25 protein-coding genes are annotated in these 23,644 nt (G+C 71.5%); 15 read left to right on the forward strand and 10 right to left on the reverse strand.

Annotated features, from left to right (window positions below):
• The first annotated feature begins 53 nt into the window (after positions 1–53).
• The 6 genes from cysS (at position 54) to ACP6CK_RS26440 (ending at position 5,254) form a co-directional block, all read left to right on the forward strand.
• Positions 54–1,484: a cysteine--tRNA ligase gene (gene cysS, locus ACP6CK_RS26415; RefSeq protein ID WP_426956312.1), complete on the forward strand. Its 1,431-nt coding sequence runs from the start codon at positions 54–56 to the stop codon at positions 1,482–1,484.
• Between the two features lie 102 nt (positions 1,485–1,586).
• Positions 1,587–1,943, forward strand: coding sequence for a CopM family metallochaperone (gene copM, locus ACP6CK_RS26420; RefSeq protein ID WP_426956313.1), 357 nt, complete (start codon positions 1,587–1,589; stop codon positions 1,941–1,943).
• 52 nt (positions 1,944–1,995) lie between these two features.
• Positions 1,996–2,799, forward strand: coding sequence for an RNA methyltransferase (locus ACP6CK_RS26425; protein WP_426956314.1), 804 nt, complete (start codon positions 1,996–1,998; stop codon positions 2,797–2,799).
• 3 nt (positions 2,800–2,802) lie between these two features.
• Positions 2,803–3,549: a CDP-alcohol phosphatidyltransferase family protein gene (locus ACP6CK_RS26430; protein ID WP_426956315.1), complete on the forward strand. Its 747-nt coding sequence runs from the start codon at positions 2,803–2,805 to the stop codon at positions 3,547–3,549.
• Entirely contained in the window at positions 3,546–4,541 is a 996-nt protein-coding gene (locus ACP6CK_RS26435) for a phosphatidate cytidylyltransferase (RefSeq protein WP_426956316.1), read from the forward strand. The genes ACP6CK_RS26430 and ACP6CK_RS26435 overlap by 4 nt, the downstream gene beginning before the upstream one ends.
• Positions 4,541–5,254 carry a lysophospholipid acyltransferase family protein gene (locus ACP6CK_RS26440; protein ID WP_426956317.1) on the forward strand — a complete coding sequence of 238 codons (714 nt, stop codon included), beginning with the start codon at positions 4,541–4,543 and terminating at the stop codon, positions 5,252–5,254. The genes ACP6CK_RS26435 and ACP6CK_RS26440 overlap by 1 nt, the downstream gene beginning before the upstream one ends.
• Before the next feature lie 30 nt (positions 5,255–5,284).
• On the opposite strand, the gene ACP6CK_RS26445 is transcribed toward ACP6CK_RS26440, so the two are convergent.
• Together ACP6CK_RS26445 and ACP6CK_RS26450 are read right to left on the reverse strand one after the other, a co-directional pair.
• Positions 5,285–6,895, reverse strand: a complete 1,611-nt coding sequence (locus ACP6CK_RS26445; protein WP_426956318.1) for a putative bifunctional diguanylate cyclase/phosphodiesterase — start codon at positions 6,893–6,895, stop codon at positions 5,285–5,287.
• 117 nt (positions 6,896–7,012) lie between these two features.
• Complete coding sequence (locus tag ACP6CK_RS26450; RefSeq protein ID WP_426956319.1) at positions 7,013–8,269, reverse strand: flavin-dependent oxidoreductase; 1,257 nt, start codon at positions 8,267–8,269, stop codon at positions 7,013–7,015.
• Positions 8,270–8,324: 55 nt separating this feature from the next.
• Here ACP6CK_RS26450 and ACP6CK_RS26455 point away from each other — a divergent pair, with 55 nt between their 5' ends.
• Positions 8,325–8,783 carry a MarR family winged helix-turn-helix transcriptional regulator gene (locus tag ACP6CK_RS26455; protein ID WP_426956320.1) on the forward strand — a complete coding sequence of 153 codons (459 nt, stop codon included), beginning with the start codon at positions 8,325–8,327 and terminating at the stop codon, positions 8,781–8,783.
• A 102-nt stretch (positions 8,784–8,885) separates the two neighbouring features.
• Positions 8,886–9,866, forward strand: a complete 981-nt coding sequence (locus ACP6CK_RS26460; RefSeq protein WP_426956321.1) for a Bug family tripartite tricarboxylate transporter substrate binding protein — start codon at positions 8,886–8,888, stop codon at positions 9,864–9,866.
• 91 nt (positions 9,867–9,957) lie between these two features.
• On the opposite strand, the gene ACP6CK_RS26465 is transcribed toward ACP6CK_RS26460, so the two are convergent.
• The 3 genes from ACP6CK_RS26465 to ACP6CK_RS26475 are packed head-to-tail and all read right to left on the reverse strand — an operon-like array spanning position 9,958 to position 10,919.
• On the reverse strand, positions 9,958–10,410 hold the full coding sequence (locus ACP6CK_RS26465; RefSeq protein WP_426956322.1) for a DUF3237 domain-containing protein: 453 nt from the start codon (positions 10,408–10,410) through the stop codon (positions 9,958–9,960).
• Positions 10,411–10,459: 49 nt separating this feature from the next.
• Complete coding sequence (locus tag ACP6CK_RS26470; protein WP_426956323.1) at positions 10,460–10,645, reverse strand: hypothetical protein; 186 nt, start codon at positions 10,643–10,645, stop codon at positions 10,460–10,462.
• A 55-nt stretch (positions 10,646–10,700) separates the two neighbouring features.
• Entirely contained in the window at positions 10,701–10,919 is a 219-nt protein-coding gene (locus ACP6CK_RS26475; protein WP_426956324.1) for a hypothetical protein, read from the reverse strand.
• A 232-nt stretch (positions 10,920–11,151) separates the two neighbouring features.
• Here ACP6CK_RS26475 and rpsD point away from each other — a divergent pair, with 232 nt between their 5' ends.
• The 4 genes from rpsD to ACP6CK_RS26495 all read left to right on the forward strand — a co-directional run bounded on the left by rpsD (position 11,152) and on the right by ACP6CK_RS26495 (position 13,995).
• Positions 11,152–11,769, forward strand: coding sequence for a 30S ribosomal protein S4 (rpsD, locus tag ACP6CK_RS26480; RefSeq protein WP_426956325.1), 618 nt, complete (start codon positions 11,152–11,154; stop codon positions 11,767–11,769).
• Positions 11,770–11,848: 79 nt separating this feature from the next.
• Positions 11,849–12,619, forward strand: a complete 771-nt coding sequence (locus ACP6CK_RS26485; protein ID WP_426956326.1) for a hypothetical protein — start codon at positions 11,849–11,851, stop codon at positions 12,617–12,619.
• The gene (locus ACP6CK_RS26490; RefSeq protein ID WP_426956327.1) at positions 12,616–13,308 is read left to right on the forward strand and encodes a glutathione S-transferase; all 693 of its coding nucleotides are present in this window, start codon (positions 12,616–12,618) and stop codon (positions 13,306–13,308) included. The genes ACP6CK_RS26485 and ACP6CK_RS26490 overlap by 4 nt, the downstream gene beginning before the upstream one ends.
• A gap of 9 nt (positions 13,309–13,317) precedes the next feature.
• Positions 13,318–13,995 (forward strand): glutathione S-transferase family protein, encoded by a 678-nt coding sequence (locus ACP6CK_RS26495; protein ID WP_426956328.1) that lies wholly within the window; start codon positions 13,318–13,320, stop codon positions 13,993–13,995.
• 4 nt (positions 13,996–13,999) lie between these two features.
• Here ACP6CK_RS26495 and ACP6CK_RS26500 read toward each other — a convergent pair whose 3' ends face one another.
• The 4 genes from ACP6CK_RS26500 to purL are packed head-to-tail and all read right to left on the reverse strand — an operon-like array spanning position 14,000 to position 18,118.
• Positions 14,000–15,241, reverse strand: a complete 1,242-nt coding sequence (locus tag ACP6CK_RS26500; protein WP_426956329.1) for an MFS transporter — start codon at positions 15,239–15,241, stop codon at positions 14,000–14,002.
• A gap of 27 nt (positions 15,242–15,268) precedes the next feature.
• Positions 15,269–15,610, reverse strand: coding sequence for a Grx4 family monothiol glutaredoxin (gene grxD, locus ACP6CK_RS26505; RefSeq protein ID WP_426956330.1), 342 nt, complete (start codon positions 15,608–15,610; stop codon positions 15,269–15,271).
• An 11-nt stretch (positions 15,611–15,621) separates the two neighbouring features.
• Positions 15,622–15,855: a BolA family protein gene (locus ACP6CK_RS26510; RefSeq protein WP_426956331.1), complete on the reverse strand. Its 234-nt coding sequence runs from the start codon at positions 15,853–15,855 to the stop codon at positions 15,622–15,624.
• A 16-nt stretch (positions 15,856–15,871) separates the two neighbouring features.
• Positions 15,872–18,118, reverse strand: a complete 2,247-nt coding sequence (purL, locus tag ACP6CK_RS26515; RefSeq protein WP_426956332.1) for a phosphoribosylformylglycinamidine synthase subunit PurL — start codon at positions 18,116–18,118, stop codon at positions 15,872–15,874.
• 248 nt (positions 18,119–18,366) lie between these two features.
• Here purL and ACP6CK_RS26520 point away from each other — a divergent pair, with 248 nt between their 5' ends.
• A complete protein-coding gene (locus tag ACP6CK_RS26520) occupies positions 18,367–19,158 on the forward strand; it encodes an HNH endonuclease (protein WP_426956333.1) in 792 nt (263 codons plus the stop codon).
• A gap of 170 nt (positions 19,159–19,328) precedes the next feature.
• Here the strand turns inward: ACP6CK_RS26520 and ACP6CK_RS26525 are convergent, their stop codons facing one another.
• Positions 19,329–20,297 carry a Bug family tripartite tricarboxylate transporter substrate binding protein gene (locus ACP6CK_RS26525; protein ID WP_426956334.1) on the reverse strand — a complete coding sequence of 323 codons (969 nt, stop codon included), beginning with the start codon at positions 20,295–20,297 and terminating at the stop codon, positions 19,329–19,331.
• 209 nt (positions 20,298–20,506) lie between these two features.
• Between ACP6CK_RS26525 and ACP6CK_RS26530 the strand changes: the two genes are divergently transcribed.
• Both ACP6CK_RS26530 and ACP6CK_RS26535 read left to right on the forward strand, forming a co-directional pair.
• The gene (locus ACP6CK_RS26530) at positions 20,507–21,502 is read left to right on the forward strand and encodes an SDR family NAD(P)-dependent oxidoreductase (RefSeq protein ID WP_426956335.1); all 996 of its coding nucleotides are present in this window, start codon (positions 20,507–20,509) and stop codon (positions 21,500–21,502) included.
• Positions 21,503–21,588: 86 nt separating this feature from the next.
• Positions 21,589–23,397, forward strand: a complete 1,809-nt coding sequence (locus ACP6CK_RS26535) for an LCCL domain-containing protein (RefSeq protein ID WP_426956336.1) — start codon at positions 21,589–21,591, stop codon at positions 23,395–23,397.
• Positions 23,398–23,644: the final 247 nt, after the last annotated feature.

The raw sequence follows: 23,644 nt of genomic DNA on the forward strand, positions 1-23,644 counted from the left end.
CTGCCGACCGGCAGCGCTCACCACCTGCCCGCCCGCGTGCCCCAGGACGCCCGATGACCCCCGAGCTGCAATTCCACAACTCCGCCACGCGCCGGCGCGAGGCCTTCGTGCCGCTCGATGCGTCGAATATCCGCCTCTATGTCTGCGGGCCGACGGTGTACGACCTCGCGCATCTCGGGAATGCGCGGCCGGCGGTGGTGTTCGACGTGCTGGCGCGGCTGCTGCGCCGGATCTATCCGCACGTCACCTACGTCCGGAACATCACGGACGTGGAGGACAAGATCAACGCGCGCGCGCGGGAGACGGGGGAGCCGATCGCCTCCATCACCGCCCGCACCACGGCCGACTACCACGCCGACATGGCCGCGCTGAACTGCCTGCCGCCCGACGTGGAGCCGCGCGCGACCGAGAGCATCCCGGAGATGATCGCGATCATCGAGCGGCTGGTCGCGGGCGGCCACGCCTATGCCGAGGCGGGGCATGTCCTGTTCAGCGTCTCCTCCTATCCCGAGTACGGGCGCCTGTCCGGCCGCTCGCCCGACGACCTGCTGGCCGGCGCGCGGATCGAGGTGGCGCCCTACAAGCGTGACCCCGGCGATTTCGTGCTGTGGAAGCCCTCTGACGCCGAGACGCCGGGCTGGGAATCCCCCTGGGGCCGCGGCCGGCCGGGCTGGCACATCGAGTGCTCCGCCATGTCCTGGAAGCATCTGGGGGAGGAGTTCGACCTCCACGGCGGCGGCCACGACCTGCTCTTCCCGCACCACGAGAACGAGGTGGCGCAGTCTTGCTGCGCCTTCCCCGGCAGCCGCTTCGCCCGCACCTGGCTGCACAACGGGATGCTGCTGGTGAACGGGGAGAAGATGTCGAAGTCGCTCGGCAACTTCCTGACCGTCCGCGACATCCTGACGAACGGCCCCTGGGCCGGCGAGGCGTTCCGGCTCTTCCTGCTGCGCACGCACTACCGGGCGAATGTCGACTTCTCGATGGAGCGGCTGGAGGAGGCGCGGGCGGAGCTGGACGACTACTACGCCCTGCTCGTCCGCGACCTGCCGAAGCCCGAGCCGGATGACGCCGTCGTTGCCGACATGGTGGCCTGGGTGCTCGAGCCTCTGGCGGACGATCTGAACACGCCGCTGGCCGTCGCGCGCCTGCGGGACCTGCGCGCGATCGAGAACGTGCTCCAGGTTGGCGGCTCCATGACCGCGGTGCTGGAGCGCGCCGGGCGGGGCTGGAAGCCGAAGCCCGGTCAGGCCGGCGCCGCCCTGCGGGAGGCGGCGGAGGTGCTCGGCCTGCTCTCCTCCGATCCGCAGGTCTGGCGAAAGGGCGGGGGCGACGACGCGGAGATCGAGGCCGCCATCGCCGCCCGCCTCGCCGCGCGGGCGCGCAAGGACTGGGCGGAGGCGGACCGCATCCGCGCCGACCTGCTCTCCCGCGGCGTGGTGCTGGAGGATGGCAAGGGCACCACCACCTGGCGGCGCGGCTGACGCTTCACGACCCGGGGCGCGGCGCCGCCGCGCACCGAACCTTCCCTTGACCGGAATGTCCGGTTTCGGAGAAGCGGGGAGCCCCCTTCACGGAGGCCCCCCATGAGACTTCCCCTCGCCGCCGCCCTGCTGGTCGCCCTCTCGGCCGCCCCGGCGTCCGCCCAGCACGCCGGCCATTCGCACGCCGCGCCCGCGGCCAACGAGAACGCCGCGAGCCGCGCCTATCGGGAGGCGATGGACCGCATGATGCGCGACATGCCGCCCGCGACCGGCAACGCGGATCGCGATTTCGTCGCCGGCATGATCCCGCACCACCAAGCCGCGATCGACATGGCCCGCACCGTGCAGCAGCACGGCAGCGACCCCGAGGTGAAGCGCCTGGCCGCCGAGATCATCGCCGCGCAGGAGCGGGAGATCGCCCAGATGCGGACGATGCTGGGGCGCCTGCCCCCTCGCTGAACTCGGGCGCTGACCCCTTGCCCCGCCGCGCCGCCCGGCGCATGGGCGGCGCATGACGGGACGGGAAGGGGGCGCGGCCTTGGAGCCGCCGCCGGGCGAGAGCCCCATCGTGGTGCTGGTGCGGCCGCAGATGGCGCGCAACATCGGCACCACCGCGCGCGCCATGGCGAATGGCGGGCTGTTCCACCTGCGGATCGTGGCGCCGCGGGACGGCTGGCCGCAGCCGGATGCCTATCCGGCCGCTTCGGGCGCCGACCGCATCCTGGACGCGGCCACCGTCCACGACACGGTGGATGAGGCCCTGGCCGACTGCCACCGCGTCTTCGCCACCTGCCCGCGCCCGCGCCACGTCATCATCCCCGTCCGCACGGCCCGTGCCGCGGCCGAGGACCTGCGCGAGATCAACGGCCGCGGCCTGCGCGCCGCGATCCTCTTCGGCCCGGAGCGCGCGGGGCTGGAGAACGAGGACATGGCGCGCGCCGATACCCTCGTGCGCTATCCCCTGAACCCGCAGCACATGTCGCTGAACCTCGCCCAGGCCGTGATGATCCTGGCCTATGAGTGGTGGATGGCGGCCGAGCCCACGCCGCCCCGCGTGCTGATGACGAACGAGACCCGGGTCGCCACCAAGGGCGAGCTGGAGGGCTTCCTGACCCGGCTGGTGGGGGAGCTGGACGCCTGCGGCTTCCTCGACAACCTGCCGAAGCGGCCAGGCATGGTCCGTAACCTCCGCCACCTGTTCCAGCGGGGCGAGGTGACGGAGCAGGAGCTGCGCACGCTGCACGGGGTGGTGACGGAACTCTCGCGCGGGCGCGCCACGCGAGGTCGCCCGGCGGAGCCGCCCGAGGCGGCCTGAGGCGTGCGGGAGCGAGACGCACGCGACCGCGCCGCCCATGTCCCCGCCGGCCGATCGCATGGCATGCTGACGCCGATGGACATCCAGCCCCTTGGCGCGGCGGGCGGCGTCGCCCCGGGCGACCGCCGCCCGATCGCCGCGCGAGACCTCCCCGTCACCGGCCGCCTCGCCGGCTGGCTGATCGCCCGCCGCGCCTCGCCCGATGCCATCTCCGCCGGGGGAATGGCCTGCGGCGTGCTGGCCGGGCTCGCCTTCGCCGGCACGGTCTGGTGGCCGGATGCCGCGCGGCCGCTCTGGCTGCTCGGCGCGCTTCTCGTGCAGTTGCGGCTGCTCGCGAACCTGCTGGACGGGATGGTAGCGGTCGGCCGCGGCGTCGCCTCCCCGCTCGGCGAACTCTGGAACGAGGTGCCGGACCGCGTGTCCGACACGGCGGTGCTGCTCGGACTCGGTGTGGCCGCGGGATCGCCGGCCCTGGGCGCGGTCGCGGCGCTGGCGGCCATGGCCACCGCCTATGTCCGCGCCGTCGGCAAGGCGGCCGGTGCGCCGAGCGACTTCCGCGGGCCGATGGCGAAGCAGCATCGCATGGCGCTCGTCACCGCGCTCGGGGTCTGGGGCGCGGTCGCGCCGTGGTCCTGGCAGGCGTCGCTGCGCCTTGCCTTCTGGACGCTGGTGGCGATCGCCGCCCTATCCCTGCTCACCGCCATCCGCCGGCTGGCCGGCACGGTCGGCCATCTCGGCGGCCGCGCATGACCCGCCCCGAGTCGCCCGAGGGCTGGTCGCGGGCCTTCGAGCATCCCGTCGCGGCCGGGATCATCCTCGCCTCGCTCGGCGTGCTGGCGGTCTCCGGCCTCATCATCGGCGGGCTCACCCTGGCCGGCCGCGGCAAGCCGGAGTTCCGGCGGGAGCTCTGGCTCCGCTGGGGCTCCTGGTGCGTCCTGCTGCCGATGATGCTGGTTCCGGTGCTGCTGGGGCGCGCATGGACGATCGGCGCGGTCACGCTGCTGAGCATTGCCTGCTACCGCGAATACGCGCGCGCCACCGGGCTGTTCCGGGAACACCTGCTGAGCGCCGTCGTCGTGCTCGGCATCCTGGCGGTGAACTTCGCGGCCCTGGACCGCTGGTATGGCTTCTTCGTCGCCCTCTGGCCGCTGATGGCCTGCGTGATCGCGGTGGCGACCATCCCGCTGGACCGGCCCGCGGGCTACATCCAGCGCGTGGCGCTCGCGATCCTCGCCTTCATGCTCTTCGGCGCCGGCCTCGCGCATCTCGGCTACATCGCGAACGACCCGGGCTACCGTCCGCTGGTGCTGCTGCTGCTGACGGCGGTGGCGCTGAACGATGTCGCCGCCTTCACCTGCGGCAAGCTGATCGGCGGGCCGAAGCTGCTGCCGAACACCTCGCCCAACAAGACGATCTCCGGCGCGCTCGGCGCGGTGGTGGTGACGACGACGCTCGTCGCCCTCGTCGGCGCCGCGATCTTCCGGGGCACGCCGCTGGCCAACCCGGTCTGGCTGATCCTGATGGGGATGCTGGTCAGCGTCGGCGGGCAGGCCGGCGACCTGCTGCTCTCCTCGATCAAGCGAGACATCGGCATCAAGGACATGGGCGTGATCCTGCCGGGCCATGGCGGCGTGCTGGATCGCTTCAACTCTCTCCTGCTCGTGGCGCCGGCGGTGTTCCACCTCGTTCATTACTTCGTCGGGCTGGTGGACACCTCCTCGGCGCGGGTGATCACGGGCTGATGGAATTCGACCTCCGCCCGGCGCGCGACCTCGGCCTCTCGCCCCTCGATCGCCTCCGGAGCCAGGGCCGGGAAGGGGGGCTGGGCAGCTTGGTGGTGAGTGGCGCCTGGCGGCGCATGCTGCGGCTCTACCTGCGCGCCGCGCACGGGCTGCGCGTGACGGGGAGGGAGAACCTGCCCGCCGCGCCGCCCTACCTCCTGATCGCGAACCACGCGAGCCACCTGGACGCCATGACGCTCTCCGCGGTGCTGCGCGGGGAGGCGGCGCGGCGCGGCTTCGCGCTGGCCGCCGGCGACTACTTCTTCGGCAGTGCCGCGTCTTCCGCCTTCGCGGCCTACGCGGTCGGGGCGCTGCCGGTCTGGCGTCGCCGCACCAGCCGCAAGGACCTCGGCACGCTGCGCGAGCGCCTGTCGGAGGACCGGCTGGTCTTCATCCTCTTCCCGGAGGGCACGCGGTCTCGCGACGGCACCATGAGCGCCTTCCAGCCCGGGCTCGGCGCGCTGGTCGCCGGCACCGACATCCCCGTGGTGCCCTGCCACCTGGAGGGTGCACACGCCGCCTGGCCGCCCGACAGGCGCTGGCCGCGGCCCGCGCCGCTGCACCTGCGGATCGGCGCGCCGCTCACTTTTCCCGAATTGCCGAACAACCGCGCGGGGTGGGACGCGGTCGCGGCCGCCAGCGAGGCAGCGGTGCGGGCACTCGCCCCCGGCTGATCTCCGTTCGGCTGTGTCGGCGCCGCCGCCTCAGAAGGTTTCGCAGGCGAGAACTTGCGGCGCGCGCGCCTGCCATTCCCGGATCAGCGCGGGCACCTCCCGCTCCGGCACGGGCCGGCCGAGCAGGTAGCCCTGCGCCTCGGTGCAGCCATGGGCGCGGATGCGCCGAAGCTGCTCCGCCGTCTCCACGCCCTCGGCCGTGGTCCGCATGCCCATGGCCCGGCCCATCCCCGCCACCGCGCGCAGGATCGCCTTGGAGCGGGGATGGTCCGACACGAAGGAGCGGTCGATCTTGATCCGGTCGAAGGGGAAGCGGCTAAGCTGGGTGAGGGAGGAGTAACCCGTCCCGAAATCGTCGAGGGAGATCTGCACGCCGAGCCGCCGCAGCGCGGCAAGGGTCGCCTCCACCGAATCCGTGCCGCCGAGCAGCGCGGTCTCCGTCACCTCGATCTCCAGGCGGGAGGCCGGGAGGCCGGAGGCGCGCAGGGCGGCGGAGACGATCTCCGCCAGCTTCTGCTCCTCCACTTGGCGCGGGGAGACGTTCACGGCGACGGTCAGCCCGTCCCCCGGCCACGCAGCGGAGGCGCGGCAGGCCTGGTGGATCACCCATTCCCCGATCGGCAGGATCAGGCCGGTCTCCTCCGCCAGCGGGATGAACTCGCCGGGCGGGACGAGGCCGACATCCGGGTGCCGCCAGCGCAGCAGCGCCTCGAACCCCGTCAGCGCGCCCGTCTCCAGCGTCTGCTGCGGCTGGTAGTGCAGCTCGAACTGGCCCAGCGGCACGGCGCGGCGCAGCTCGGCCTCCAGCACGAGGCGGGCCTCCGCGCTGGCCTCCATCTCCCGCTCATAGGCCCGCCAGCTTCCCGGGTTGGCCGCGTGGCCGGCCATCGCGACGCGGCGGAGCAGCGATTCCGCCGCCGTGCCGTCCTCCGGCGCGTAGGCGAGGCCGATGCTGGCGTTGAGGTGGGTCACGGCGCCGCCGACATCGAAGGGGCGGGCCATGAGCTCCAGCAGCCGGCCCGCCAGGGCCGTCGCGGCCGAGGGGCCGGCGCCCTGGAGCAGCACGGCGAAGCCGCGGCCGGGCAGCCGCGCGGCGATGTCGCCGACGCGCAGCGCCCCCTGCAACCGCCCCGCCGCGTGGCGCAGCACCGTCTCCATCGCGGCCTGGCCGAGCGTGTCGCCCACCGAATCCAGCCGGTTCATCCGGAGAAGGAGGAGGGCGGCGCTGCTGCCGCTGGCGAGCAGCTCCGCGAGCCGCGCCATCAGCTGCCCGCGCCCGGGGAGGCCGGTGAGCGTGTCCGTCGCACCGTCCGGCACGAGGGAGAGGAGGAGATGGGCCGGCGGCAGTGCGGTGAACTCCACCCGCATGCCGCCGAGTTGGACCGGTTCCGCCTGCGTGCCGGCGAGCCCGCCCGTGATCGCCTGCTGCAGCCGCCAAGCGCCGCCGGTCGAAACCGCGCCGGCCCGGCGGAGGAGGGCGGCGATGGCTCCTCCCGCATCCCCGCCGCCTAGCCCGAGCAGGGCGGCCGCGCGGGCATCCAGCGACTGGACCGTCCCCTCCTGATTCAGGAGGAGGTGGCCCGGGCGGGCGGGGTCGGCGAGGCTGTCGGACGGCATGAAGGGGGAGATGGAGTCGGGCATCAGGTCCTCTTCGCTCCGACTATAACGAAAATCCCGTGCAGGAAGCGTGAAGAGTCCGGAACCACGGGCGTCTCGGCCCCTTCCGTTCTGCCCCGCGCTCCGGCCGGGCGATCTGTTTCAGCCGGTGCCGCCCAGCCGCGCCGAGAGACTGGGGCGGGCATTCAGCGTCGCGGGGTCGAATCCCGCGGCGCGCTTGTAAGCGGCGGCGATGGCCGAGAGCTCGTCCCGCGGCAGGACGGCGTCGCGGCCAGCGGGTCCGAATCCGCCGGGCGCCCGCTCCTCGGCCAGGTCGAGCACGCGGTCGGGGCCGGTGCCGCGCGTTGCCTCGACCAGGGCGCTCGTCGCGGGGCGGCGGGCGGCCTCGTAGGCCCGCAGCCCGGCCTCCGCATCACCCGCCGTCGCGAGGTGGAAAGCGAGGGTGCGGGCGTCCAGGATGCCCTGCGACGCGCCGTTGGAGCCGATCGGGTACATGGGGTGGGCGGCATCCCCCAGCAGCGTGACGCGGCCGCGCGTCCATTCGGGCAGTGGGTCGCGGTCCACCATCGGGAACTCCCAGACGGCAGGGGCGGCGCGGATGAGGCCGGGTACCGAGAGCCAGGGCCAGTCCCAGGCCTCGAAGAAGGGCAGGAAGTCCTCGATCCGCCCCTCCCGGTTCCAGTCCTCCCGGGCCCAGGGGATGGAGGGATCCACACGCCGCTCGGCGATCCAGTTGACTAGGACGGGGCGGCCCGCCGCGGCCTCCCGGATGGGGTAGCAGACGAATTTGTGGCTGTTAGTGCCGGCCTGGACCATCGTGCGGCCGGTCAGGTAGCCCGGGTGCTCCGCCACGGCGCGCCAGAGAATGCAGCCGTTCCAGCGCGGCGGTCCTTCCTCCGGGTGCCAGGCGGCGCGGATGGTGCTGTGAATGCCGTCCGCCGCCACCACCGCGTCACCGCGGGCCGTGCCGCCGCCCTCGAGCCGCAGCGTGGCGCCCGCCGCGTCCGGTTCCGCCGCGACGCCGCGGGAGCCGAGGTGGACCGCATCCCCCAGCCGCTCCTGCGCGGCATCCAGCAGCAGCATGAACAGGGTGCCGCGGTGGATCGAGACCTGCGGCCAGCGGTAGCCGGCGTGCAGGCCGCGATCCTCGCGCCACACCTCCTCCCCGTATCGGTTGGCGTAGAGCAGCTCCCGCGTCGCGACACCGGCGGCCAGCACGCGATCGCCGAGGCCGAGCTCCGTCAGTTCGCGAACCGCGTGGGGCAGGAGGTTGATCCCGACACCGAGCGGCCTCGGGACGGCGACCGCCTCGTGGACCTCCGCCTCGATGCCGGCCTGATGAAGCGCGAGGGCGAGGGTCAGCCCCCCGATCCCGCCGCCGGAGATGATGACGCGCATGGCCGTTCCTTCCCTCGGGCGGCAGGATGGCAGGATGAGGGAAACGGTTCAATCGTTGAACGATCAAGAGGAGGCGCCGGGCCTCGGCCTGCTGGCCGGCACCGTCTCCTACGGGCTGAAGCGGGCCTATCTGCGCGTCATCCGGGACTTGGAGGCGGCGCTTCTGCCGCATGGCTTCACCCCACCGCTGCTGGCGGCGCTGGCCATCGTCGCGGCGAACCCCGGCATCGCCCCGGCGCGGCTGGCGGCCGCCATGGGCCATGGGCGGTCCCGTGCCGCGCCGCTGCTGGACCGTCTGGAGGCGCAGCACCTGCTCGAGCGCCGCGGCGGGGCGGATCGCCGCAGCCTCGGCCTCTGGGCGACGGGGGAGGGGGAGGCAACGCTGCACCGGCTCCGCCCTCTCGTCCTCGCGCATGAGCGGCGCGTCACCGCGGATCTGTCCGCCCCGGAGCGCCGGGCGATGGCCGCGTCCCTCGAGCGTCTGGCCGGGGGCGGCGAGGGGGACGCAAGTTGACCGCCACCGCACGGGCATGCACCTGAATGCGCTGAGGCCGATCTCGCCGGCCGACCAACCACGGCCGCGGCCAACGCGGCCGAAGCCGCCGGGGGCCGTCCGATGTCATCCTTGATCCTGCGCCGCCGGGCCGCCATCGCGGCGGGGCTGCTGCTTCCCTTCGCCGGCGCGGCCCGCGCCCAACTGCCGGACCGCCCGGTGCGGCTGGTCCTCGGCTTCCCGCCGGGCAGCGGGCCGGACGTGGTCGGGCGCATCCTGGCCGAGGGGCTGCGCGAGCACATCCCGGCCGGGGTGGTGGTGGACAACAAGCCCGGCGCCGCCGGTGCCATCGCGGCGCAGGAGGTGGCACGCACCGCTGCCCCGGACGGCACGACGCTCCTGTTCGGAGAGGTCGGGCAGCTCGCCATGGCGCCGAGCACCTATGCCCGCCTCCCCTACGACCCCGCCCGCGACTTCGCCCCGATCGCGGAGGTGGCGGCGGTGGACTTCGCTTTCGTCGTGCCGGCCTCGGTGCCCGCGGACGAGTTCGCGGGCTACGTCGCCTGGGCGAAGGCGCAGCCGCAGGTCTTCATGGGCACCTTCGGCGCCGGCACGCCCGGCCATTTCGGCGCGGCGATCCTGGCGAACGCGGCGGGGCTGCGGTCCGAGGCGGTGCATTTCCGCTCCACCGGCGACGCGATGGCGGCGATCCTGAACGGCAACGTCCAGGGGATGTTCGGCACGGTCGCGCTGGTGGCGCCGCACGTGACGGCGGGGCGGCTGAAGGCGCTGCTGGTGACCGGCCCGGCCCGCTCCCCACTCCTGCCCGCCGTGCCGAGCGTGTCCGAGGTGAACCAGCCCGCGCTGGCCTTCGATGCCTGGTTCGGGCTCGTCGCGCCGGCGGCGACACCCGCGCCGGTGCAGGCGGCGCTGGAGGGGGCGGTGCTGCGCGCGCTGGCTGCGCCGGCCCTGCGCGCGCGGATGCAGGAGGCCGGCTTCCGTGTCGCCGCCCAGGGCCGCGAGCCCTTCGGCGCCCGGATGCGCTCGGAGACGGCGCGCTGGGCCGAGGTGGTACGGGCGACGGGCTTCCGCGCGATCGAGTAACGCGACGCCTGCCGTGCATTCCGCGGCAGCCTGACAGGAATGGAAGGCGGGCAGGGGGCGAAGGCACTGCCTGAGCCCGATCCCCGGCCTTTCAGACTTCCACGATCCGGATCCGCACGCTGTCCGGCCTTCGTTCGCCGTAGCCGAGGAAGAGGCTGCGCGTGAGCCAGGCAAGGGCCGGCGCCGCCGTCTCGAAGACCGGGGCGGTGCGGAAGTAGACGCGCTCCGGCGGCACCGGCTCGCCGCGCAGCAGGCGGTCCATGTCCTCCGGCGCCGCGTGGCGCAGGCCGCGGTTCACGACGTAGACGAGGGCGCCGTCGGCCGCGCGGATGACGTAGCGCGCCTCGATCTCCGCCACTCCGTCGGGGCGGATAAGCTGGAAGTCGGCGCCACCGGGCAGGACCTCGCCCTCCAACCGCGGGCCGGTGACGCGGCCGCCGTTGATGGGGATGACCCGCCGCTCCCCGTTCGGCCCGGGGCCGAGGACGACCGGCGGGCCGACCGCCACCTCCACCACGCCGACCGGATCACCGACCATTTCCATCCCGCGCCCTCCGAAGCCGCGCGGAGGATGGGCACGGGCCGGGCCGGTGTCAGTATGGCCGCCGGCGGGCGGACCAGATGATCGGGGCGACGGAGAGAAGGATGCCCGAGACGAGGGCGCCGATCGCCAGCAGCCCGGCCGGCGTCACGCGGACCTCCGCCCGCATCGAGACATGCTGCCCCAGGCGCACGTCGAAGCTTGCCGTCTGCTCCCGCAGCGTCACCGGCTGATCCATGCCGCGTCTCCCGTGCTGTCCGGTGGGGACAACGCCCGGCGCGGCGAAGGTTGGCTCAGAGCTGACCTTCGCCCCGCATCCGGGTGACCAGCCGCCGGGCCAGCCAGTAGCCCAGCCCGCCGGAGATGGGGGCCGCGGGCAGGACCAGGAGCCATCCGACATGCGCCCCTTGCACGGCCAGCCCGAGGCCGACGCCGAGCATCAGCCCGCCCACCAGGCTGCCCACCACCCCGGCCGTCAGCCCGAGGACGAGGATGTCTTCGCGAAGTCCCATGGGCCCGCGATATGGGGGGCGCTTCCGTTTGACAAGCCGGCCCCGCTGGCCTATCCGCGCGCCTCTTCCCGGGAACGTGGACGTGCCGGAGGGGGCGAAGACCCCCGCTCATGGCCCGCGCCCGCCCCACCCGCCCCCCCGATCGAGAACTCGGCGGCGGCGTGACGGACTACCGGGACAACACACGGGCCGCTTGGCGGAACCCCGGATACCAGCGAAAGGAGCCCGCCGCATGACGAAGCGCGCGGAAAGCAAGTACAAGATCAACCGCCGCCTCGGCGTGAACCTGTGGGGCCGCGCCAAGTCCCCGATCGCCAAGCGCGAGTATGGCCCCGGCCAGCACGGCCAGCGCCGGAAGAACAAGCCCACCGACTTCGGCATCCAGCTGATGGCGAAGCAGAAGTTGAAGGGCTACTACGGCAACATCGGCGAGAAGCAGTTCCGCAAGTATTACGACGAGGCCGTGCGCCGGAAGGGCGACACCTCCGAGAACCTGATCGAGCTGCTGGAGCGCCGGCTGGACTGCGTGGTCTACCGCATGAAGCTGGCGGTGACGCCCTTCGCGGCCCGCCAGTTCGTCAACCACGGCCACCTCACCGTGAACGGCAAGCGCGTGAACATCCCCTCCTACCTCGTCCGGGACGGCGACATCATCGAGGTGAAGGAGAAGTCGAAGGGCCTGACCGCCGTGCTCGACTCCGCCCAGTCCGCCGAGCGCGACGTGCCGGAGTACCTGCAGATCGACCACCGCGCGATGAAGGGCTCCTTCCTCCGCGCGCCGAAGCTCTCGGACGTGCCCTACCCCGTCCAGATGGAACCGAACCTCGTGGTCGAGTTCTACTCGCGGTAACCCGCGAAGCATTCCAGGCGTTGCCCGGGCGGCCGGAGGGGATACCCTCCGGCCGCTTCTGCATTTCAAAGGGCACGCCATGCCGTCCGACCAGCTCCGCCGCGTGCTGTGCCTCGTCCTGCCCTTCGTGCAGATCCTGACCTCGCTGCTGTCCCGGGTGGGGATCGGGCGGAGCGTGGGGGAGGTGACGGCGGCGTCCTGGACCCCGGTGATCCCGGCCGGATACGCCTTCATCATCTGGGCGGTGCTCTTCGCCCTCTCGGTCGCCTACGGCGTCTGGCAGTTCCTGCCGGCCAATCATGGCAGCGCCCTGGCGCGGCGCACGGGCTGGCCGCTGATCGGCGTCTTCCTCCTCAACTCGCTCTGGCAGACGGTGGCGCAGCTCTCCTCCGCCATCGGGTTCGGGCTGGTGCTGATCCTGCTGCTGGCCCTTGCCTGCGCCCTGGTGGCCCTCTTCCTCGGCCGCAACGCGACGGAGGAGCCGGGGATCGGGCCGCGCTGGATCGTGGCGCCGCTGGTCGGTCTGATGGCGGGCTGGCTGACGGCGGCGGCCTTCGCGAACGTCTCCGCGGCATCCCGCGCGCTCGGGGTGACGCAGAGCGCGGGCTTCGGGGCCACCGTCGCGGCGGTGGTTCTGTTGCTGGCGGCGGGCGGCACAGCGGCGGCCATCGTCTCGATCATCCGCGGCGCGTCGGCGTGGTTCGCGGTCGGGGCGGGATGGGCCTTCGCCTGGATCGTGGCGGCCAATCTCGGGCTGAACCAGCTCAACATCCCGGCGGCCCTGGCGGCGGCGCTGATGCTGGTGCTGGTGGCCGCGGCCGCCTGGCAGGGCAGGCGCGTCGCGGCGTGATCGAACTGCACTACTGGCCCGGCCTGCAGGGCCGCGGCGAGTTCGTCCGCCTCGCGCTGGAGGAGGCGGGCGTCCCGTATCGCGACGTGGCGCTGGAGGGCGATGCGGAGGCGCTGATGGCGGCCTTGCAGGATCCGGCACAGCGGCACCCAGCCTTTGCGCCGCCCTTCCTGAAGGATGGGCGGCTGGTGATCGGGCAGACCGCCAATATCCTCCTCCACCTCGGGGAGAAGTTCGGGCTGGCGCCGAAGGCGGCCTCTGGCCGGCTCTGGGTGAACCAGATCCAGCTGACCATCGCGGACCTCGTCGCTGAGGCGCACGACACGCATCACCCCATCTCCGTTTCGGACTATTACGAGGACCAGAAGCCGGAGGCGGCAAAGCGCGCGAAGGCGTTCCGGAAGGAGCGCATCCCGAAGTTCTACGGCTGGTTCGACCGCATCCTGGGGGATGGTCCCTACCTGACCGGCCGGCGCGTCACCTATGCCGACCTGTCGCTGTTCCAGGCGATCGCGGGACTCCGCTACGCTTTTCCCCGTGCCTCGAAGCGGGCGGAGACGCCGGCGTTGTCCGCCCTGCACGACCGCGTCGCGGCACGGCCGCGCATCGCCGCCTACCTCGCCTCCGGTCGGCGCGTGCCGTTCAACGAGAGCGGCATCTTCCGGCGCTACCGCGAGCTGGACGGGTAGAACGCACCGATGATCACGGTCACCGCCTTCAAATGGGTTCCGCCCTTCGCGCAGGGGCAGGTGCGCGACCACCGGGTGCGCTGGGTGCTGAACGAGGTGGGCTGGCCCTACGAGGTGCGGCTGCTCGACAGCGAGGACCAGCGCTCCGAGGCGTACCGGGCCATGCAGCCCTTCGGGCAGGTGCCGGTCCTGGAGGAGGACGGGCGGCCTCCGATGTTCGAGACGGGAGCGATCGTGCTCGACGTCGCGCTGCGGAGCGGCAAGCTGCTGCCGGCGGATGAGCGGCTGCGCGGCCTGGCGCTGAGCTACCTCTTCGCGGCGCTGAACTCGGTGGAGCCGTTCCTGATGCAGCTCGCCATCGTCGAGTACTTTACCAAGGACGAGGAGGAGAAGGCGCGGCGCCGTCCGGACGCGCTGAAGATGGCCCGCCAGCGGCTGGGCGATCTGGAGCATGCGGTCGGGGACCGCCGCTTCCTCGTCGGCGAGGAGTTCACGGTCGCCGACCTGATGGTCGCCTCCGTGCTGAAGGGCCCGCAGGCCATGGGCCTTCTGGAGGAGTTCCCGAGGCTCCAGGCCTATCAGGACCGCATCCTGGAGAGGCCGGCCTACCGGAAGGCGATCGCCGACCAGTGCGCGGCCTTCGCCATGCACGGCCCCGCCGACATGAAGTATCCGGCCCGAACCTGACCGATCAGGTCGTCAGCCGCCGCAGCCGCGGGCCGACGAGCAGGGCCACGACCGCGAGCTGCACCGCCGTGAAGAGCTGCGGGAGGAGCCAGCTTCCCGTCGCGGCGACGACGGCGGCATAGAGCACCGGCGCCATGGAATAGCCGACGAAGGTGAGGGTGGTGGAGCCGGCGGTGGCCTCGGCGATCCGCTCCGGCGGGGAAAGGCGGGCGATCTCCGACTGGTAGATGCCGTTCCAGCCGGCAATCAGCGCGCCAGTCACGGCGCCCACCGCGAGCAGCACGCCATAGTCGGTTCCGGCCGGGATGAGGGCGAAGACGGCGACCAGGGCCGCCCCCGTGAGCGCCTGGAAGACGAGGGTCAGCGCCGGCCGGCCGGAGCGGTCCGCCGCCCAGCCCATCACCACGCGCGCGACGACGCTGCCCGTCTGGATTGCCGCATAGACCGCACCGGCCTGCACGAGCGTCAGGTCCCGGGTGGTGGTCAGCCAGGTTACGACGAAGGCCTGGAGCGATCCCTGCGCCACCGCGAAGGAGCAGGCGAGGCCGGTTAGCGGCAGCATCGCCGGGTGCAGCCGCAGGGCCGTAAAGGGGCGGCTGAGATTGTGACGGCCCAGCAGGTGCCGGGGACCGATGGGGCGCCCGGCGTCGCGCTCCGCATCCAGCGCGTGGCGGGCGGGCTGGATGACGAGGACGGCCACCAGGGCCAGGGCGGTGACGAGGACGAGCGCCATCGGCCAGCCCGCGGCCGCCGCGAGCGGCGCCACCGCCAGCCCCGCCAGAACGCCGCCGAGCGGCGCGCCCGCCTGCTTGATCGAGAAGATCAGCGATCGGTGCCGAGCCGGGGAGGCGGCGGAGAGAATGCGGCTCCCCGCCGGGTTGGTCGGGCCATAGCCCACGCCCATCAGGAAGGACGCGACGAAGAGCGCCCCCGTGGTGCCGAGCGCGACGGTCGCGAGGCCGAAGGCCGTCAGCGCCGTCCCCGCCTGCAGCGCCCGCACCGGGCCGAGACGCGCCAGGATCGGCGCGCCGAGGATCATGAAGGCCATGCTGCCGACGGTCTGAAGCGCCAGCAGCGGCCCCGCCGCCTCCGGCGCCAGCCCGGCCGAGCCCGTCAGCAGCGGCGCGAGCACCGGCAGGGACTGCGACATGAAGGCCGCCACCGACTGCATCAGCAGGGTGACGGCCAGCGCGATCTTCCAGGAAGGACGGGCCGCCGGGGGCGGGGCGCCAGGTGTCGGACTCAACCCCCGAGCCGAGTCAGGATGCCCGGATCAGGCCGCGGCTTGGTGCGCGACGCCCTTCTCGTCCAGCAGGGTGGAGAGCTCGCCGGACTGGAACATCTCGGTGACGATGTCGCAGCCGCCGATGAACTCGCCCTTCACGTAGAGCTGCGGGATGGTCGGCCAGTTGGAGAAGGCCTTGATCCCCTCGCGGATGCCCTGGTCGGCCAGGACGTTCACGCCGTGGAAGGGCACGCCCATGTGGGACAGGATCTGCACCACGCGCGCGGAGAAGCCGCATTGCGGGAAGACCGGGGTGCCCTTCATGAAGAGCACGACGGGGTTCTTCTCGATCTCGGACTGGATCTGCTGGTGGACGGCGGTCTCGGACATGGTGGGGCCTTTCAGTCGGGAGCGGAGGTCTGGAGGGCGAGGGCGTGCAGGGCGCCGCCCATGCGGCCCTGGAGGGCCGCGTAGACCAGCTGGTGCTGGCGGACGCGGGGGATGCCGCGGAACGACTCGGAGATGACGGTGGCGGCGTAGTGGTCGCCATCCCCCGCCAGGTCCTCGATCGTCACGCGGGCATCGGGAATCCCGGCCTTGATAAGGGCCTCGATCTCCGCGGCGGGCATCGCCATCGTCAAAATCCCCCTGTCACGCGTCCCGCATGAAGGCGGGCAGGGTGCCCTCATGCGCGGCGCGCAGCGCGTCCAGGGATATGGCGGGCTCGCCGGGCAGCGCCAAGGCCCTCCGGCTGGCCGTGGCCACGGTCCCGACCTTGCGGGCGGGGAGGCCGGCCGCCCGGGCCGCCGCGAGGAGGTCGTCCGGCGCTGCGGTCGCGCAGACGTAGCGGCCCTGGTCCTCCCCGTACCACCAGGCATGGGCGGGGAGGCCCTCCGGCGCGGGTTCCAGCCCCAGGCCGCGATCGGCGGCCAGGGCCATCTCCGCCAGGGCCACCAGCAGGCCGCCATCGGCCACGTCGTGGCAGGCGGTGATGCGGCCGGCCAGGATGTGTTCCCGCACGAAGTCGCCGTTCTGGCGCTCGGCCGCGAGGTCCACGGGCGGGGGCGCGCCCTCCTCCCGGCCCGCGATCTCCCGCAGCCAGAGGGACTGGCCGAGATGGCCGCGCGTCTCGCCGATCAGGACCAGGGTCGCGCCCTCCGCCGGGGCGAGGCCGACGGCCTGCCGCGCATCCTCCAGCACGCCGACGCCGCCGATGGCGGGGGTGGGGAGGATGGACTTCGGGTTTGCGACCCCACCGCGCGTCTCGTTGTAGAGGGAGACGTTGCCGGACACGACCGGGTAGTCCAGCGCCTCGCAGGCCGCCTTCATGCCGCGGATGCAGGCGGCGAACTGGCCCATGATCTCCGGGCGTTCCGGGTTGCCGAAGTTCATGTTGTCCGTGATCGCAAGCGGCTTCGCGCCCGTGGCGGTGATGTTGCGCCAGGTCTCGGCGACGGCCTGCTTGCCGCCCTCCTCCGGGTCGGCGGCGCAGTAGCGGGGGGTGACGTCCGTCGTCATGGCCAGCGCCCGGTTCAGCCCCTCCAGCCGCACGATGGCGGCGTCGGCGGCGCCGGGGCGGCGGACGGTCTGGCCGCCGACCGTGCTGTCATACTGGTCCCAGATCCAGCGGCGGGAGCACAGGTCCGGGGAGGCGATCAGCGCCGTCAGCGCGGCGGGGATGCCGACGGGGTCGGGAATGGAGGCCGCGTCCAGCACCGGCTGCTTCGGCGTCTCGACCGTCGGGCGGCGGTAGAGGGGGGCCTCCGACTCCAGGGGTGCGAGGGGAATGTCCGCCTCCAGCACGCCCTTGTGGCGGAGGGTGATGCGGCCCGTGTCCGTCAGGTGGCCGATAACGGCGAAGTCCAGCTCCCACTTTTCGAAGATCGCCTGGGCGATGTGCTCCTGCCCGGGCTTGAGGACCATGAGCATCCGCTCCTGGCTCTCGGACAGCATCATCTCGTAGGCGGTCATGCCCTCCTCGCGCTGAGGGACATTGTCCATGATCAGCTCGATGCCGACGCCGCCCTTGCCGGCCATCTCCACGCTCGATGAGGTCAGGCCGGCGGCGCCCATATCCTGGATGGCGACGATGGCGTCCGTCTCCATCAGCTCCAGGCAGGCCTCGATCAACAGCTTCTCCGCGAAGGGGTCGCCGATCTGGACGGTGGGGCGCTTCTCCTCCGCGTCCTCGGAGAATTCCGCTGAAGCCATCGTTGCGCCGTGGATGCCGTCCCGGCCCGTCTTGGAGCCGACATAGACCACGGGGTTGCCCACGCCGGCGGCGGCGGAGAGGAAGATGCGGTCCGCGCGGGCGATGCCGACGGTCATGGCGTTGACCAGCGGGTTGCCGTCATAGGCCGGGTGGAAGTTCACCTCCCCGCCCACGGTCGGGACGCCGACGCAGTTGCCGTAGCCGCCGATGCCGCGGACCACGCCATCCACGATGCGGCGGGTGCGCGGGTTCTCCATGGAGCCGAAGCGCAGCGCGTTGAGGTTCGCGATGGGGCGGGCGCCCATGGTGAACACGTCCCGCAGGATGCCGCCGACGCCGGTGGCGGCGCCCTGATAGGGCTCGATGAAACTGGGGTGGTTGTGGGACTCCATCTTGAAGATGGCGGCCAGACCGTCCCCGATAGCGATGACGCCCGCGTTCTCCCCCGGGCCGTGGATGACCCAGGGGGCCTTGGTGGGCAGTTCCCGCAGCCAGACGCGGCTGGACTTGTAGGAGCAGTGCTCGCTCCACATGACCGAGAAGATGCCGAGTTCGGTCAGCGACGGGGTGCGGCCGAGGATGGCGAGGACGCGGTCGTACTCGTCGCCCTTGAGGCCGAACTCGGCCGCGAGGGTGCGGGCGCGGTCGGGGGGGAGGGAGGTGGGCGTGATGGTCGCAGCGGACATGAGACCGGTTGTGTCCGGCGAGGGGTGAACTGTCCAGCGAGGGATCGCGCCGCGTAAGCGACGCGTCGAAGCGCCGGCGCACCCTATCGTAATGCAGTATGCCCGCGCCCGAGTGGCAGACTGGGGGAGTGCCCAGGCGAGGTTGAGCCTTCCCAGGCTACTTACGACTTACAGAAAGCCTGCGCAGGTCGACAGGTATTTGAGCAAACTGCATACTAACGGATCACTACGAGGCGTCCGGCACGGGAATGATAAAAGGTAGGCGCACGAATCTGGCTGCAGTCAAGGAAGCGATACTAAAAAGGGATGGCGCGAAGTGCTTTATCTGCGGCACTCTAAACGGCCCGTTTGATCTGCACCACATTATCCCTATTTCAAAAGGGGGCGATAAATTTGATCTAGATAATCTAGTCCTGTGCTGTCAAAATGATAATCGGATGTTAAGGGCTGGCCTCGATGAGGCGCTGACGAACGAGTATTTGTTTTCTATTATATCGAGTAGTTCGAATCATTTAGGCCAGTTTATGGTTACCATCGAGAGTGTAAAGGGACTCGTAGGGACTCAGAATAGCCAGCGCGCCCGGGCACTTCTAAATAGGATGCTTTACGCAAATATTGTTTCTGCTATGGAAACATATTTGTCGGACAAGCTTATAAGCTCAGTTAGTAGAGATGATCTGCTCGTCCGACGGGTTTTAGAAAACAACCCGGACTTTAAATCTAAAACTTATGCCTTGCAGGATATTTTTGTTGTTTATGAGGCGTTAAGACAGAGGATTTTAGACTATCTTTCTTCAGTTATATATCATAACCTTCCCAAGGTGCAGAAGATTTATGAGGCCGTATTTGGAATAGAATTCCCAGGGGACTTGGCCAAAATATACAAAGCTATACTGATCCGACATGATATTGTTCATCGAAACGGCAGATCTGCGGAGGGCGTGTTGGTTGATCTAACAGATGATGATGTCTTGGAACTCGTATTGGAAACTACTCGCTTTGTATCGGATCTGAATAGACGCGTGCAGGAAGCAGTTTGATGGCGACTTGAAAGGTATCAGCCTCAAATATTCTCACTACCTTCTTGCCCGATCTACCGCTTCTTGTGAGCCGACGATTTTTCGCTCGGAAGTTCGTATTCTCTGCGAAACCGTAAAGACGGACGGAAAGTGATTAAGGTGGGCAAAGAGCAAATGTACCAGCCTCGTCTTTACCGAGTAGCCCCTAACACCTTCTCCCGTGCCTCATCAATATACCCCACCATCCACCGCGTATAATCCCGTGCCTGCTCCACACCCCCGCCCACCAACTCCAACGACAGATCCGCCAACCGCCCCCGCGCCGCCGGATTCGCCGCCGCCCGATCATACGCCTCGCTGATCCGCGCCACGATCGGCGCCGGGGTCCCGCCCGGGGCGAACAGGACCACCCCCATGTTGAAGGACAGGTCGGGATACCCCGCCTCGAGGATCGTCGGCACGTCGGGCAGCGCCGGCAGCCGCTCCGGCGACAGCACGGCCAGCGCGCGCAGCCGCCCCGCCTGCACATGCGGCATCAGCAACGCCGTCGGCTGCGCCAGGAAGGAGATGCGCGCCGACAGCAGGTCAGAGGTGTAGTCGCCCCGATACGGCACATGCGTCGCCTCGAACCCCAGCCGCTGGGACAGGCGCGCGCCCAGGATGTGGAACCAGGTCCCCACCCCGAAGGAGGCGTAGGTCAGCTCCCCCGGCCGCCGCTTCCCGGCCTCCGCCAGTTCGGCCAGGGACCCCACGCCCAGGCCGGGCGTCGCCACCACCATCCAGTGATCCCGCGTGGCGCGGGCGATCGGGGTGAAGTCGCGGAACGGGTCCATCGGCGGCCGGTCCGCCAGGATGAAGCTGTGGACGATCTGGTCCGCGCCGGCCAGCAGCAGGGTGTGCCCGTCCGCGGGGGACCGCGCCACCGCCTCCACCGCGATGATCCCGCCGGCGCCGGGGCGGTTCTCGACCACCACGGGCTGGCCCAGAACCTCCGCCATCGGGTCGGCGACGGAGCGCGCGGTCAGGTCGATCGTCCCCACCCCCGGCGCCACGCCGACGACGATCCGCACGGGACGGCTGGGCGACCAGCGCGGCGCCTGCGCCCGCGCGGGGAGGGAGAGAAGGGCGCCCGCCGCCCCGATGATCCCGCGCCGGTGCATGCCGTGTTCCCCCTCGCGCCGGGCCTGTCGGGGCATTCGCCCCGTGGCGCGGCATCCGGCCGATGCTACCGGGCGGAAATGCCGGCGCGCCAGACAGGGTTGGTTCACCGCGCGCGGTGGCCGGATCACGGGCGAATCGCCGCGCCGCTCAAGTCAAACCGCCTGTCCGCCGAGGGGTTAATCCGGCACGCCCGCCCGGATCGCCGCCGGTGCCCCGCCCGCTCGCTCTCGCCCTCCTCGCGATCCTGGTCACGGCGTGTGCGCCGGTGCTGCGCGACTCCGACCGCGGCGCGATCGCGGGCCGCACCTATGTCGTCACCGGCGCCTCCTCCGGTTTCGGGCGCGGCGTGGCGGAGCGGCTGGGGTCCATGGGCGCGAACGTCGTGCTCGCCGCGCGCCGCGGCGCGGTGCTGGAGGAGGTGGCGGGACGCGTCCGCGCCGGCGGCGGGCAGGCGCTGGTGGTGCCGACCGACGTGGCCGAACTCGATCAGGTGGAACGCCTCGCCCGCGCGGCGGAGGAGCGGTTCGGCCACATCGACGTCTGGGTGAACAACGCCGCCGTCGGCGCCATCGGCCGGTTCGAGGAGATCCCGCTCACTGACCATGCGCGCGTCGTGCAGGTGAACCTCAACGGCACGATTCACGGCAGCCACGCGGCGCTGCGGCGCTTCCGCGCGCAGGGCTTCGGGACGCTGGTGAACATCTCCTCGGTCGAGGCGCGGGTGCCGCTGGCCTATCACGCGAGCTACGCCGCGACGAAGGCCGGCATCCTCGCGCTGGGCACGGCGCTGAACGAGGAACTAAGGCTCAACGGGCTGGACGACCGCCTGCGGGTGGTCAGCGTGCTGCCCTGGGCCGCGGACACTCCCTTCTGGGACCATGCGGGCAACTATTCCGGCCGATCGCCCCGCGGCTTCCTGATGGATGACGGGCAGGAGGTGGCGGACGCGATCGTCTGGGTGTCCGTGAACCCCCGGCCCGTCTTCGCCGTGGGCTGGAAGGCGGAAGCGGCGGTGCTCGGCAGCCATCTGGCGCCCGTCTTCACCGAGCGCATGGCGGGCAACCTGATCCACCGCGCGCAGATCGAGAACCCGCCGCCGGCGCCGCCCACCCCCGGCGCGATCCACGCGCCCGTCATGGCCGGCACGGGGGTGGACGGCGGCACCCGGGCGCGCATCGCGCGGGAGGACGCCGCCCGGCCCTGACGGCGCGACGAACGAGACAGAGCAGCCCGTGGGGGGACAGCCGCGCCCGGGTCTAGGCTGCCCCGTTCACCGTCCGAGAGGCCGCCATGTCCCGCACCCTCGCCGCCGCCGTCGCGCTCGGGATCTCGCTGCTCGGGGCGGGGGCCATGGCGCAGGACTTGCCGAAGCCGGACGCGCTGGAGGCGGCCCCCACTCCGCCGCCGATGCAGTGTCCGGACAACATGGCGTCCTATGCCGGGTCGAGCGAGACCGTCTCCTGCCTCTGCCCGGCGGAACTGACGCGGGACGGCGTGGTCTGGGGCAGCGGTCCCTACACGGCGGACAGCCGGACCTGCCGGGCCGCGCTGCACGCGGGCGCGGTCGGCCGCGTGGGCGGCGGCGTGACCGTGCGGATGCTGCCGGGCCAGGCGCGGTATTCCGGAACCACGCGGAATGGCGTCGTGACGAACAACTACGGCTCCTACGACTCCAGCTTCGGGTTCGAGGGACTCCCCACCGCCGCCGCGCAGATCCCGGGTGGCACTGGATCGTCCGCCGCCGCGGGGGGATCGGTCGCCGCCGTGCAGGACCTCGGCCAATGCCCTGACAACCTGGCGAGCTTCCAGGGCAGCACCGAAACCCTCTCCTGCACCTGCCCCGCCGAGGCGACGCGGGGCGGAGCAGTGTGGGGCAGCGGCCCTTACACCGCGGATAGCCGGACCTGCCGTGCGGCGCTGCACGCGGGCGCGGTCACGACCGCCGGCGGGCACGTGACAGTTACGATGCTGCCGGGGGCGTCGATCCATCCCGGGTCCACGCGCAACGGCGTCGCCACGAACAACTACGGCGTCTACGACACCTCCTTCCAGTTCGAGGGCGTTGCGCAGGCGAGCGGACCGAGCCAGTGCCCGGACAACATGCAGGCCTACGCCTCCTCCGGGGAGCAGCTGCGCTGCACCTGCCCGGCCTCGGCGACGCGGTCGGGCGTGGTGTGGGGCAGCGGTCCCTACACCGCGGACTCGAACACCTGCCGCGCGGCGCTGCACGCCGGGGCGGTAACGGCCGGCGGTGGGGTAGTGAGCCTGCGCATGACGGAGGGCGAGGCGCGGTACCCCGGCTCCACGCGCAACGGCGTGACGTCGAACAACTACGGCAGCTACGGCGCCTCGTTCCAGTTCGAGGGCGCCTCGACGGCCGTCACGACCGACCCCGCGTCTGCCACGGCGGGCCCGCAGCAATGCCCGGACAACATGGCGGCCTTCGCGGGATCGAGCGAGGCACTGAGCTGCCTCTGCCCAGGCGAGGCAACGCTGAGTGGCGTGGTCTGGGGCACGGACGTGTACACGGCGGACAGCCGCACCTGCCGGGCCGCGGTGCATGCCGGGGCGGTGCCGCTGACAGGCGGGCTGGTCTCGGTGCAGATGATGCCGGGCCAGCCCCGCTATCCCGGCACGACGCGAAACGGGATCACGACGAACAATTACGGGGCCTATGACGCGTCGTTCCGCGTCACGGGGCAGGGGCCGCGGGCCGCGGCGGCCCCGGTGCAGGCGCCGGTGGCCGAGGCGATCCGGCGCACGGGGCAGGTGCAGCTCTACGTCACCTTCCGCACCGGCTCGGCCGATCTCGACATCAACGCCGCGGCGGTGCTGATGCAGGTGCGGGATGCGATGCAGGCCGATCCCGCGCTGCGTCTGCGGCTGGTGGGGCATACGGACAGCACCGGCAGCGCCGCGATCAACACGCCGCTCTCGGCCAACCGGGCGCGGTCGGTGGCGGCGTGGCTGGCGGCGAACGGCATCGCCCCGGACCGGCTGGTGACGGAGGGGCGCGGCCCGACGCAGCCCATCGCGGACAATACGAGCGAGGCCGGACGGTCGCTGAACCGACGGGTGCAGGCGCTGCGCGTCCAGTAGCGAGAAAGGCTTCGCGCCCCGTTCCCGCCGGGCGCGGCCCCTCTCACGGTCAGAGGTCCTGATCCGGCCGTCTTCGGCCATGCAGGGCTTGGAACACGTGGAGGCGCGTCTCAGATGTGCGGCCACGTGGGCACCGGGCTGGCCCGGGCAGGCGAACGAGGGACCGGCTCGCGCCTGGGCGGGAACCGGGATCCCGCCTATGAATTCACAACATATGTGTTGTAGGGTGGGGCACTGTTAAGCAACC

The organism is Muricoccus radiodurans, from assembly GCF_050154705.1.
GTDB classification, from domain to species: Bacteria; Pseudomonadota; Alphaproteobacteria; order Acetobacterales; family Acetobacteraceae; genus Roseomonas; species Roseomonas radiodurans.

What these genes read in the sequence shown, in the direction of transcription:
- ACP6CK_RS26535 (WP_426956336.1), top strand. Translation starts at nt 21,589, where the DNA reads ATGTCCCGCACCCTCGCCGCCGCCGTCGCGCTCGGGATCTCGCTGCTC.
- ACP6CK_RS26465 (WP_426956322.1), bottom strand. Translation starts at nt 10,410, where the DNA reads ATGGAAATGGTCGGTGATCCGGTCGGCGTGGTGGAGGTGGCGGTCGGC.
- grxD (WP_426956330.1), bottom strand. Translation starts at nt 15,610, where the DNA reads ATGTCCGAGACCGCCGTCCACCAGCAGATCCAGTCCGAGATCGAGAAG.
- ACP6CK_RS26520 (WP_426956333.1), top strand. Translation starts at nt 18,367, where the DNA reads ATGATAAAAGGTAGGCGCACGAATCTGGCTGCAGTCAAGGAAGCGATA.
- ACP6CK_RS26425 (WP_426956314.1), top strand. Translation starts at nt 1,996, where the DNA reads ATGACGGGACGGGAAGGGGGCGCGGCCTTGGAGCCGCCGCCGGGCGAG.
- ACP6CK_RS26440 (WP_426956317.1), top strand. Translation starts at nt 4,541, where the DNA reads ATGGAATTCGACCTCCGCCCGGCGCGCGACCTCGGCCTCTCGCCCCTC.
- ACP6CK_RS26435 (WP_426956316.1), top strand. Translation starts at nt 3,546, where the DNA reads ATGACCCGCCCCGAGTCGCCCGAGGGCTGGTCGCGGGCCTTCGAGCAT.
- ACP6CK_RS26495 (WP_426956328.1), top strand. Translation starts at nt 13,318, where the DNA reads ATGATCACGGTCACCGCCTTCAAATGGGTTCCGCCCTTCGCGCAGGGG.
- ACP6CK_RS26450 (WP_426956319.1), bottom strand. Translation starts at nt 8,269, where the DNA reads ATGCGCGTCATCATCTCCGGCGGCGGGATCGGGGGGCTGACCCTCGCC.
- ACP6CK_RS26460 (WP_426956321.1), top strand. Translation starts at nt 8,886, where the DNA reads ATGTCATCCTTGATCCTGCGCCGCCGGGCCGCCATCGCGGCGGGGCTG.
- purL (WP_426956332.1), bottom strand. Translation starts at nt 18,118, where the DNA reads ATGTCCGCTGCGACCATCACGCCCACCTCCCTCCCCCCCGACCGCGCC.
- rpsD (WP_426956325.1), top strand. Translation starts at nt 11,152, where the DNA reads ATGACGAAGCGCGCGGAAAGCAAGTACAAGATCAACCGCCGCCTCGGC.
- ACP6CK_RS26485 (WP_426956326.1), top strand. Translation starts at nt 11,849, where the DNA reads ATGCCGTCCGACCAGCTCCGCCGCGTGCTGTGCCTCGTCCTGCCCTTC.
- ACP6CK_RS26470 (WP_426956323.1), bottom strand. Translation starts at nt 10,645, where the DNA reads ATGGATCAGCCGGTGACGCTGCGGGAGCAGACGGCAAGCTTCGACGTG.
- ACP6CK_RS26445 (WP_426956318.1), bottom strand. Translation starts at nt 6,895, where the DNA reads ATGCCCGACTCCATCTCCCCCTTCATGCCGTCCGACAGCCTCGCCGAC.
- ACP6CK_RS26510 (WP_426956331.1), bottom strand. Translation starts at nt 15,855, where the DNA reads ATGGCGATGCCCGCCGCGGAGATCGAGGCCCTTATCAAGGCCGGGATT.
- ACP6CK_RS26475 (WP_426956324.1), bottom strand. Translation starts at nt 10,919, where the DNA reads ATGGGACTTCGCGAAGACATCCTCGTCCTCGGGCTGACGGCCGGGGTG.
- copM (WP_426956313.1), top strand. Translation starts at nt 1,587, where the DNA reads ATGAGACTTCCCCTCGCCGCCGCCCTGCTGGTCGCCCTCTCGGCCGCC.
- cysS (WP_426956312.1), top strand. Translation starts at nt 54, where the DNA reads ATGACCCCCGAGCTGCAATTCCACAACTCCGCCACGCGCCGGCGCGAG.
- ACP6CK_RS26525 (WP_426956334.1), bottom strand. Translation starts at nt 20,297, where the DNA reads ATGCACCGGCGCGGGATCATCGGGGCGGCGGGCGCCCTTCTCTCCCTC.